This is a genomic window from Phreatobacter sp. (assembly GCF_052440005.1).
Lineage (GTDB): Bacteria > Pseudomonadota > Alphaproteobacteria > Rhizobiales > Phreatobacteraceae > Phreatobacter.
Genome location: NZ_JBQVQL010000139.1, coordinates 1 through 8,247, shown reverse-complemented (window position 1 = coordinate 8,247; position 8,247 = coordinate 1). Strand labels below are relative to the sequence as shown.

The window sequence follows — 8,247 nt, the reverse complement described above, 5'->3', positions numbered from 1 at the left end:
GGTGGCGCGCGCCGTCAGTCCGGCGCCGGCGAGGCGGCGCAGGAGATCGCTGCGCAGCGCCGCTTCGCCGCCGAAGAGATGGGCGCAGCCTGTGATGTCGAGGACGAAGCCCTCCGGCGGCTCCAGCGCCACAAGCGGCGTATAGCGGTCGGCGGCGTCGGCGAGACGCTCCAGGAAACGGCGGTCGGCGTCGCCATCGTGCTCCAGGGCGACGAGGGTCGGCAGGCAGGCGCGTGCGTCGGCCAGCTTCTGCCCCGGGGCGAGGCCGAGCGCGCGTGCCTTCGCGTCGACGGCGGCGAGGAGCAGGGCGCCGCCGACCTTCTCGGTGAGGACGAGCGGCGCCTCATCCGGCGCGCCGGAAGGGGAGGGCGGGTGCTTGCGGCGCAGCCGTTCGGTCGGCAGGAAGGGCATCCAGACGGCGAGGTAGCGCCGTCCGCTCGCGGAAGCGACGGTGTTCACGATCCCACTCCATGGGCCAGTCGCGGGGAGGAATGCCGGCCCGGTGGCGCAGCAGGGTGACGAGGAAGGCCGGCAGCCCCGGCAGGCCGGCTTCCGCCGCCTCGGAAGCCATCGCCCGCACCTGCCAGCGCGACAGGGCGGCGGAGGCTGAGGGCTCCGCGGCGATGCGGGTGGCGATGACGGTGACGCCGCTCTCGGCCGCGGCCATCGACAGGCGCCGGCTGGCGGTGAGGTCGAGGACTTTCGGCGCGCCCCAGATTTCGGCGAGGACCACGCCGACGGCACCGCAGCGGGCGGCGTCGTGGGTGGCCTTCAGCACCGCCTCCGCGTCCTTCGCCCGGACGAGGACGAGCCGGCCGGGGTCGAGGCCGAGGGCGGCGATGCCGTGGCCGTAGGGGCGGCCGAACTCCTGGTCGAGCATGCGCTGGCGGACCCAGACCACGGGCGCTGACGGTGCCGCCCGCAGCGCCAGGCCGAGGGCGAATCCGGTGGCGGCCGGGCCATGGGCGGGGCTCCCGGCGAAGACTTCGTGTACGGCCGCCCGCGCCAGCCCGCCGCCGAGCAGCCCGTCGAGCCCGTCCGAGCCGAGGGAGAAATGCGGCGACGCCGAGGGCAGACCCCCTCGCTCGAGACGCGCAAGGGTGCCCTTCAGCGCCGCGAGGGTGTCGCGTCGCGCAGTCATGATTGTTCCTGTTTCGTTCTCTAAGAGAGAGACTCTCCGAGGGAGAGTCAAGGGAGCCTCCTCAACCGGGAGACGAGAGAAGCGGCGGCCGAGGCGCCGCCATCCCGGCGGCCGCGAACGGGCGGGCGGAAAGGCGCGAGGAACAGCCTCCGGACCTTAGAAAAGGCCCGTCGGCGCAGCGTCGCAGACGCCCGCGCTCAGTGGAGGCGGAACTCCGCGCCCACGGCGTGCAGTTCGGCCGGCCCGACGAGGTCCTTGTGCGCCACCGTCACGCGATAGAGCTTGCCCTCCAGCTCGGCCTGCCAGAAGGCGAGAAAGCGCTTCAGTTCGGGAAAGCGGGGGGCGAGGTCATAGGCCTGCCAGACATATTCCTGGAGGATCGTCGGGTGGTCGGGCAGGCGGTAGAGAATGCCTGCCGTGGTCAGCCCGTAGCCCTCCATCTGGCGGGCGAAATCTGCCGATGCCATGCATGAACCTCCTTTGCCGGATGACGAAATCCATCGCAACGCAACATCAGCGCCATGGCAAGCAAAAAGTTCCATTTCGTCATTGAAATCAGCTTGTTAGCACTCATTCGAAAAAAGTGCTGACAGGGTCTTGCGAGCCAAAAACGGCTTTCCTACCTCATCGACCGGACGGGATGCCGGAGGCGCCGCGCGCGGACACGCGCCGAGCCCTCGCATCGGGTCCCGCCCATCCACATGCGATGATCAAGACCTGGAGGAACTCATGAAGTTTCGGCCACTGCATGACCGTGTCGTCGTCCGGCGCATCGACGCCGAGGAGAAGACCCGCGGCGGCATCATCATCCCCGACACCGCCAAGGAGAAGCCGCAGGAGGGCGAGGTGATCGCCGTCGGTCCGGGCGGGCGCAACGAGCGCGGCGAACTCGTGCCGCTCGACGTGAAGGCGGGCGACGTCGTGCTCTTCGGCAAGTGGTCCGGCACCGAGGTGAAGATCGACGGTGTCGACTACCTGATCATGAAGGAGAGCGACATCATGGGCATCGTCGAGGCTTCGGCGAGCCTGAAGAAGGCCGCCTGACCGGGGCCTTGTCCACCCGTCATCCCTCAACGTCTCAATCCAAGGAGTGAGGAACAATGGCTGCGAAAGACGTGAAGTTTTCGCAGGACGCGCGCGAGAAGATGATCCGCGGCGTCGACATCCTGGCCAATGCGGTCAAGGTGACCCTCGGCCCCAAGGGCCGCAACGTCGTCATCGAGAAGAGCTTCGGCGCCCCGCGCATCACCAAGGACGGCGTCACCGTCGCCAAGGAGATCGAGCTCGCCGACAAGTTCGAGAACATGGGCGCGCAGATGGTGCGCGAGGTGGCGTCCAAGCAGAACGACGCGGCCGGTGACGGCACCACCACCGCCACCGTGCTCGCCCAGGCCATCGTCCGCGAGGGCGCCAAGTCGGTCGCCGCGGGCATGAACCCGATGGACCTGAAGCGCGGCATCGACCTCGCCGTCGAGACCGTCACGAAGGAGCTGGAGAAGAACTCCCGCAAGGTGACGAAGTCCGACGAGGTGGCGCAGGTCGGCACCATCTCCGCCAATGGCGACGCCTCCATCGGCCGCATGATTGCCGAGGCGATGCAGAAGGTCGGCAATGAGGGCGTCATCACGGTGGAGGAGGCCAAGAGCCTCGAGACCGAGCTCGACGTGGTCGAGGGCATGCAGTTCGACCGCGGCTACCTCTCGCCCTATTTCGTCACCAACACCGACAAGATGGTGGCCGAGCTCGAGGACCCCTACGTCCTCATCCACGAGAAGAAGCTGACCGGCCTGCAGGCCATGCTCCCCGTTCTGGAAGCCGTGGTGCAGACCGGCAAGCCGCTGCTCATCGTCGCCGAGGACGTGGAGGGCGAGGCCCTCGCCACCCTCGTCGTCAACAAGCTCCGGGGTGGCCTGAAGATCGCCGCGGTGAAGGCTCCGGGCTTCGGCGACCGCCGCAAGGCCATGCTCGAGGACATCGCCATCCTCACCGGCGGCACGGCGATCTCCGAGGATCTCGGCATCAAGCTGGAGAACGTCACCCTCAACATGCTCGGCCGGGCCAAGAAGGTCCGTATCGAGAAGGAGGCGACGATCATCGTCGACGGCGCCGGGTCGAGGAAGGATATCGACGCCCGCGTGGCGCAGATCAAGGCGCAGATCGAGGAGACGACCTCGGACTACGACCGCGAGAAGCTGCAGGAGCGCCTCGCCAAGCTCGCCGGCGGCGTCGCGGTGATCCGCGTCGGGGGCGCGACCGAGGTCGAGGTCAAGGAGAAGAAGGACCGCGTCGACGACGCGCTCAACGCCACCCGCGCGGCCGTGCTGGAAGGCATCCTGCCCGGCGGCGGCGTCGCGCTGCTGCGGGCCGCGAAGGCGCTCGATGGCCTCAAGGGCGCCAATGACGACCAGCGCACCGGCATCGACATCGTCCGCAAGGCGCTGGAGGCCCCGATCCGCCAGATCGCCGAGAACGCCGGCGTCGAGGGTTCGATCGTCGTCGGCAAGGTCACCGACAAGGCCGACTACGCCCACGGCTACGACGCCCAGGGCGACACCTACGGCGACATGTTCAAGCTCGGCATCATCGACCCGACCAAGGTCGTGCGCACGGCGATCCAGGACGCGGCTTCCGTCGCGGGTCTCCTGATCACCACCGAGGCCATGGTCGCCGAGAAGCCGAAGAAGGACGTGCCGGCCCCCGCCATGCCGGGCGGCGGCATGGACTTCTGAGGCCGGCCACCCGCCGCCCGGCTCTTCATGCAAGGGGCGCGAACCGGGCAAGCCCGGCGCGCGCGGGCGGCGGCATGGACTTCTGAGGCCGGCATGGACTTCTGAGGACGCGACACCGCGTTTCACCCGTGGGGCGGGCCGGTCATCCGGCCCGCCTTTCTCGTCAGGCGCCGGGAACCCTGGCGCCCGTCAGCGCCCGCCCCGGCCGGGCGGTCTTCACGATCCCTCGCAGGCCATCGGCGACGATGTCGAAGGCCAGGCGCATGCGCCCGCTGGTGCGCAGGTCGCGATGCGCCACGAGCCAGAGCGGCACCGGGATGGCCGGCAAACCCGGCAGGACCCGGCTGATGCCCGGGATCCTTGCCGCAGCGGCATCCAGCACCACGCCGATCCCCAGCCCGCGGGCGACCAGTTCCCAGAGCGCCAGCGCATTGTCGGACACGACCCGGCATTGGCCGGCCGTGACGGGGATCCCATGGGCGTCGAGATGCGCGACGAAACGGTCCACCGGATCGAAGGCGAGCATGTCGGCGGTGGCCAGGTCCTCCGGCGCGCGTGGCATCCCGTGGGCGGCGATCCAGCCGTCCGCCGCATAGAGATGGGCCTCGAGGTCGCCGATGTGGCGGCCGATCAGTTCGGCTTCCGTCGGCCGCACATGGCGGATGGCGATGTCGGCCTCGCGCCGGCGCAGATCGCTGAGCGCATCGGTGACGACGATGGTGACCGAGAGGTGCGGCGCCTCCCGGCGCAGCCGCACGAGAATGTCGGGCAGAAGATGAACCGCCACCGCCTCGGTAGCGGAGATCGAGAGGCTCCCGGACGTGTCGGCGGATTGCCCCGCCGCCGCGAGGGCCAGGGCATCGGCAGCCTCGGCCATGGCTTTCGCATGATCCAGCAGCGTGCGGCCGACAGGCGTCAGGATCAACCGCTTGCCGATGCGGTCGAACAGAGCCACGCCGAGATCGGCCTCCAGCGCGGCGATCTGGCGCGACAGGGTCGGCTGGGTCAGGCCGAGCCGGCGTGCCGCCGCCGACAGCGACCCCGCCTCGGCGGTGGCGCCGAAGGCACGGGCCCGGTTCCAGTCAATGGCCATCATGCATCGACGTATATCGCTCTTCCAATATCGTGCAATTCCGAATGTTGCCGGTCGTGCTAGCGAAAGGGCGAGAGGACGCCCCATGACCATCACTGCCGCCGCACGCTTCTGGGACAGGACCGCCAGCCGCTATGCCGCCGATCCCATCAAGGACATTGCGGGCTACGAGCGGACGCTGCAGCGAACGAAGGCCCTGCTGAAGCCCACCGACAGCATCGTCGAGATCGGCTGCGGCACCGGTACGACAGCCCTCCGGCTGGCGCCTTTCGTGGCGCGGATCATCGCCGCGGACGTGTCGGAGGCGATGATCGCCATCGCCCGGCAGAAGGCCCTGTCGGAAGGCGTCAGCACCATCACCTTTGTGGCGCGTGCCGCCGAGGAACCGGCCGGCGAGCCGGGCCGGCACGACGCCGTGCTGGCCTTCAACGTCCTGCATCTCGTCGCCGACCGCGCCGCCGTGCTGGCCGAGGTCCGCCGGCTTCTGAAGCCCGGCGGCTTGTTCATCTCGAAGACCCCCTGCGTGATGGAGATGAATCCCCTGATCCGCCTCGCCATTCCGGTGATGCAGAGGATCGGCAAGGCGCCGCCGGTCGATGCCTTCGGCGCCTCCGACCTCGAGGCCGCCCTGGCCGTGGCGGGTTTCAGCGTGGTTGAGCGGGCCCGTCATGGCTCCGGACGCCGCGATCCACGCATCTTCCTCGTCGCGCGACGCGATGCCGATTGACTGGCCCCGATGGACGTGTGCGCCGCGGGCGCGACGGGGGGCCGAGCAAAATGCCGCACCCCTCCACGCCGTCGCCGACCTGTAATTCTCTTGCTCTAGGAAGCGGTATCGGGTTCCCGTTGGTCGTCGTGTCGGTTTTCTCTCGCCCGTGCTGCGACGCCCCTATGCCCCCCGGTTCGGAGCCGCCGCCAGTGAGTGAACGCCAGGACGTTATTAGGCGCCCGCAAGCCCTGTCCGGTTTGTCCGTTCCGCGATGGCTGCGCATCGGCGCCGTCCTCGCCTGCTATGCCGTCATCCTCGTCGGCGGTCATTTCGCCGGCCGCTGGGGGCAGCAGAACCTCGGCCTCGACCTCATGAACTTCGATGATCCGACCGCCCGCCTCGTGCTGGGCTTCGGCCTCGCCCTGTTCATCGTTCTCCTGGCCATCCCCTTCGTTCCCGGCATCGAAGTCTGCCTGGCGCTCTTCGCCATCTTCGGAGCGGCGGTGGCGCTGCCGGTCTATCTGGCAACCATCGTCGCCCTCACCATCTCCTATGTCGCCGGCCGTTACGTGCCGCTCGAACGTCTGGCCACCATCTTCGACGTCGTCGGGCTCAGGCCGGCAAGCGAGATGGTGCGGCGGCTGGGCGCGATGACGCCCCAGGAGCGCGTCGAGGCGCTGGTCCAGATCGCACCGAACCGGATCGCGCGCCTGCTCGTTGACCACCGCGACCTCACGCTGATCGCCGCGGTCAACATGCCGGGCAACGCGCTGATCGGTGGCGGCGGCGGCATCGCGCTCATTGCCGGCATGAGCGGAATGTTCAGGCCCGACCGCTTCCTGCTCGCCGTCGCCATCGCGGCGCTTCCGGTCCCGCTGCTGATGGTGGCGGGCGGTCAATTCCTGAAGTGAGCGTGGCCGCCCCGACGGGCGGCCTTTCAGTACTCGATCTCGGCGCCGATGCCGGCGGCGGCGCGGCCGTCGGCCCCGACCTCCGTCTGGATACGGATGCGCCGGGTGAGGTCGATGTCGACGCCCACCGTGCTGTTCTCGGGCTTCGCGCCGGTGCGGACACCGATGCGCACGCGCTCGTTGATGGCGCGCGAGACGCCGACCGCCGGTCCCGAGGCGCCGGTGGTAACGTCGAGATTGTCGACGCCAAGCGCCCGGCGCGTCGCCTCGAAGGCGTCCGAGCCGCCGCCGCCCGAGAGCACCGCCACCGCCTGGGCGAGCTGCAGCGCCTGGAAGGGGGAAAGCCCCGCCGCGGCGCGCTGGAACAGCAGGCGCGAGAGCACCTCGTCCTGCGGCAGGCTCGGCGTGGAGGAGAGCGTGAATTCCGGCTCCGTCGCGCGGCCGGTGATGCCCACCGAGGCGGTGATGTCGGTCGCCCGCGTCTCGGCGACGAAATCGAGGTCGGGCACGAGATCACCGCCGCCGAAGGTCAGGCGGCCGCGGGTGAAGTCGAGGCGCTGGGTCAGCAGGGACAGCCGCCCGCGCCGCAGCTCGAAGGCGCCGTTGGCGCGCATGTCGCGGGTGGTTCCGGCGAGGCGCAGCTGGCCGCCGAGTTCGGCGTCGATGCCGCGGCCGCGCACGAAGACGCGGCCCGGCGCATCGAGGACGACGTCCAGCGTGGCGTTGAAGGGGGCCCCGCCGCGACGTGTCGTCGCCGCACGCTGGCGGGCGATCTGGGCGAGACGCGCCCTGGTCTGCGGCGGCGCGTTGATATGGCGCGCATCGCGCAGCGGTTCGACGGTGGAGGGCAGGCGGTCGGGGACGCGCACCTCGATGGTGGCGACGTCGATGCGGCCGGAGAGCCGCGGTGCCGTTGCCAGCGGGCCTGAGACGGCGAGGTCGAGGCTCGCGGTCAGCTGGACGATGTCGCTGGACACGAGCTCGGCGTTGCGCGCGGCGATGCGCAGATCGGCGGGAAAGCCGCGCAGCGGGTCGGCGTCGATGCGGCCGGAGACGGAGACTGTGCCGCCGTTCTTGGTCCGGCCCGCGAGGCGTTCCACCACGATGGCGGTGCCGCGCCCGGTGAAGCGGCCCTCGACGGCGGTGAAGGCGACGCCGTTCAGGGGATCGGAGAAGGAGCCGCCGGAGAGGGTGGCCGCGCCCTGGATGTCGGGGCTGGTGGCCGTGCCGCGCAGGGCGCCGTCGATGGCCAGGCGGCCGGTGACGCGCTGGCCGGAGCCGGCAATCTGGGCGTTGGCGAGGGCGGCATCGAGCGTGCCGCGCACGGTCACGTCCAGCGCTCCGGCCGGCGTCAGCGGCACGGAGCCGCCGAGGGTGAGGGCGACGGTGCGCCCGCCGGCGATGCGGGCGTCGATCGAAGCGCGCTCGCCGCGGGCTTCGCCCCGTGCAGTGATGTCGAGGGCGGGCACGCCGGCATTGCGGGTGGCAGGCGCGCTGAAGCCGCGGACGGTCGCCTCGAAGGGCCCGCGCGGGGCAGCGGCGGGACCGCGCAGGGTCGCGCTGGCGTCCAGCGTACCGCGCAGGCCCGTGCCCGGCATGAGGATGTCGGCAGCGGCGAGCGGCACGCGCCGCGCCGCGATCCTGGCGTCGAGATCGGCGCCGAG

General features: G+C 70.4%; 9 protein-coding genes. 4 read left to right on the top strand and 5 right to left on the bottom strand.

Going from position 1 to position 8,247, the window contains the following annotated elements:
• From ACT6XY_RS21680 to ACT6XY_RS21670, 3 genes are all read right to left on the bottom strand, one after another.
• A partial coding sequence (locus tag ACT6XY_RS21680; protein ID WP_444750385.1) for a Y-family DNA polymerase occupies positions 1 to 411 on the bottom strand: 411 nt, incomplete at its 3' end.
• The gene (locus tag ACT6XY_RS21675; protein WP_444750384.1) at positions 344 to 1,141 is read right to left on the bottom strand and encodes an ImuA family protein; all 798 of its coding nucleotides are present in this window, start codon (positions 1,139 to 1,141) and stop codon (positions 344 to 346) included. The genes ACT6XY_RS21675 and ACT6XY_RS21680, both read right to left, overlap by 68 nt.
• 197 nt (positions 1,142 to 1,338) lie before the next feature.
• Positions 1,339 to 1,608 (bottom strand): usg protein, encoded by a 270-nt coding sequence (locus ACT6XY_RS21670; RefSeq protein ID WP_444750383.1) that lies wholly within the window; start codon positions 1,606 to 1,608, stop codon positions 1,339 to 1,341.
• Positions 1,609 to 1,870: 262 nt separating this feature from the next.
• Here ACT6XY_RS21670 and groES point away from each other — a divergent pair, with 262 nt between their 5' ends.
• Together groES and groL are read left to right on the top strand one after the other, a co-directional pair.
• Positions 1,871 to 2,185 carry a co-chaperone GroES gene (groES, locus tag ACT6XY_RS21665; protein WP_444750382.1) on the top strand — a complete coding sequence of 105 codons (315 nt, stop codon included), beginning with the start codon at positions 1,871 to 1,873 and terminating at the stop codon, positions 2,183 to 2,185.
• 56 nt (positions 2,186 to 2,241) lie between these two features.
• The gene (gene groL / locus ACT6XY_RS21660; RefSeq protein ID WP_444750381.1) at positions 2,242 to 3,870 is read left to right on the top strand and encodes a chaperonin GroEL; all 1,629 of its coding nucleotides are present in this window, start codon (positions 2,242 to 2,244) and stop codon (positions 3,868 to 3,870) included.
• 163 nt (positions 3,871 to 4,033) lie between these two features.
• Here groL and ACT6XY_RS21655 read toward each other — a convergent pair whose 3' ends face one another.
• A complete protein-coding gene (locus ACT6XY_RS21655; RefSeq protein WP_444750380.1) occupies positions 4,034 to 5,050 on the bottom strand; it encodes a LysR family transcriptional regulator in 1,017 nt (338 codons plus the stop codon).
• On the opposite strand from ACT6XY_RS21655, the gene ACT6XY_RS21650 reads away from it, so the two are divergent.
• Positions 5,049 to 5,690: a class I SAM-dependent methyltransferase gene (locus tag ACT6XY_RS21650; RefSeq protein ID WP_444750379.1), complete on the top strand. Its 642-nt coding sequence runs from the start codon at positions 5,049 to 5,051 to the stop codon at positions 5,688 to 5,690. The two genes, ACT6XY_RS21655 and ACT6XY_RS21650, sit on opposite strands and share 2 nt — an antisense overlap.
• 239 nt (positions 5,691 to 5,929) lie before the next feature.
• Positions 5,930 to 6,583, top strand: coding sequence for a hypothetical protein (locus tag ACT6XY_RS21645; RefSeq protein ID WP_444750378.1), 654 nt, complete (start codon positions 5,930 to 5,932; stop codon positions 6,581 to 6,583).
• A gap of 26 nt (positions 6,584 to 6,609) precedes the next feature.
• Here the strand turns inward: ACT6XY_RS21645 and ACT6XY_RS21640 are convergent.
• Positions 6,610 to 8,247 (bottom strand): translocation/assembly module TamB domain-containing protein (locus ACT6XY_RS21640; protein ID WP_444750377.1); only part of this gene is annotated, 1,638 nt, incomplete at its 5' end.

What these genes read in the sequence shown, in the direction of transcription:
- ACT6XY_RS21675 (WP_444750384.1), bottom strand. Translation starts at nt 1,141, where the DNA reads ATGACTGCGCGACGCGACACCCTCGCGGCGCTGAAGGGCACCCTTGCG.
- ACT6XY_RS21670 (WP_444750383.1), bottom strand. Translation starts at nt 1,608, where the DNA reads ATGGCATCGGCAGATTTCGCCCGCCAGATGGAGGGCTACGGGCTGACC.
- groES (WP_444750382.1), top strand. Translation starts at nt 1,871, where the DNA reads ATGAAGTTTCGGCCACTGCATGACCGTGTCGTCGTCCGGCGCATCGAC.
- groL (WP_444750381.1), top strand. Translation starts at nt 2,242, where the DNA reads ATGGCTGCGAAAGACGTGAAGTTTTCGCAGGACGCGCGCGAGAAGATG.
- ACT6XY_RS21650 (WP_444750379.1), top strand. Translation starts at nt 5,049, where the DNA reads ATGACCATCACTGCCGCCGCACGCTTCTGGGACAGGACCGCCAGCCGC.
- ACT6XY_RS21655 (WP_444750380.1), bottom strand. Translation starts at nt 5,050, where the DNA reads ATGGGGCGTCCTCTCGCCCTTTCGCTAGCACGACCGGCAACATTCGGA.